1 protein-coding gene is annotated in these 1,084 nt (G+C 64.7%); it reads left to right on the forward strand.

Going from position 1 to position 1,084, the window contains the following annotated elements; genetic code table 11:
- Nucleotides 1–1,084: hypothetical protein (locus ABWQ00_RS16270; RefSeq protein ID WP_353239704.1), on the forward strand; the 1,084-nt coding region annotated here is incomplete at both ends.

A 1,084-nucleotide genomic window follows, 5' to 3' on the forward strand; every position in this document is an offset into this window, starting at 1 on the left:
GCCAAGCATGGCTACGAACTTCTCGCCGGGCCCCTGGATGAGTCTGACCACTCTGGAGTGGGCATCCTTGTCAAGAAGCCGGGGCGATGCCAGGAGCTCGCCTACATCTCAGAAGAGGGGAGACAAGCCAGGCAACAGGGCCGGTTTTTCATGGCGAGAGTCGACACTGCCAAGGGATACGAAGCCGTCCTCATGTCCGTCTACTGCTGGAGTGGAGGAAACGAGCGGGGGCCCCTGCGTGACCGAACCAACAGCCTGCTCCGGGCCATGCGGATAGAGCTACGGGCCGTCAACAGCTACCCCGTCATCATCTCCATGGATCTGAACGGCGACATCCACAATTTCGCCGAGCTGGAAGAGGCCCTCAGCGATGGCGAGCTCTGGGACATGGGCAGTGTCCAGCACTGGGACCTCGATGGCGACGGGGTCAATCTCCCTACGTGCCGGGGGCACGGCTCAAGACAAGACCACAGAAGGGACTACATGCTCTGCAACGCGCAGGCCTTGCCCGACATGCGTGCTTTTCGACGAGGTCCCTTCGGGCAGATTGACGTGCACACCATTCTCTACGCAGCACTCCATCCGAGCGCTCCCCGGGCTGAGGTGTGGAGGCATTGCAAGCCGAAGGCCTTGACCCCATCAGCCGCTGCTGGCGACGACGGGGGAGCCTGGGAGGCGGCGGCACGGGCCGCCATTGAACAGCGCATGCGCGACGCTTGTCAGCTCCTTGACGGCAACGCCAGGCGGCGCGACACGGAGGCTTTGTGGCGGAACTGGTCGCGCGCGTACGAGGAGGGCCTCCTTGATGCCTTGGGCGTTGCCGAGGAAAGCAGGGCCGCCTATCGAGGCCACGGCCAGGTCGTCTTCAGGAGGTGGTCAAGAAGCAAACTGGCGGAGGCCATTGCGGCCGACGGAGGCTCACTGGAGAATCCTCTTTGCCCGCCGGGCGGCCACTTGCGCGATCGCGGCAGCGCCAACTGTGCGGCCGCCGCCGCCAGGAGGCTTGGGATCCTGGCTACCCTGGCGACCAGACAGGTTGGTGGCGGCAGCGTCCACTGGACCAGAGAGATGCGGCGGCACGTGA

The sequence above is a fragment of the Limnohabitans sp. genome (assembly GCF_040400975.1).
Taxonomy (GTDB): domain Bacteria; phylum Pseudomonadota; class Gammaproteobacteria; order Burkholderiales; family Burkholderiaceae_C; genus Limnohabitans_A.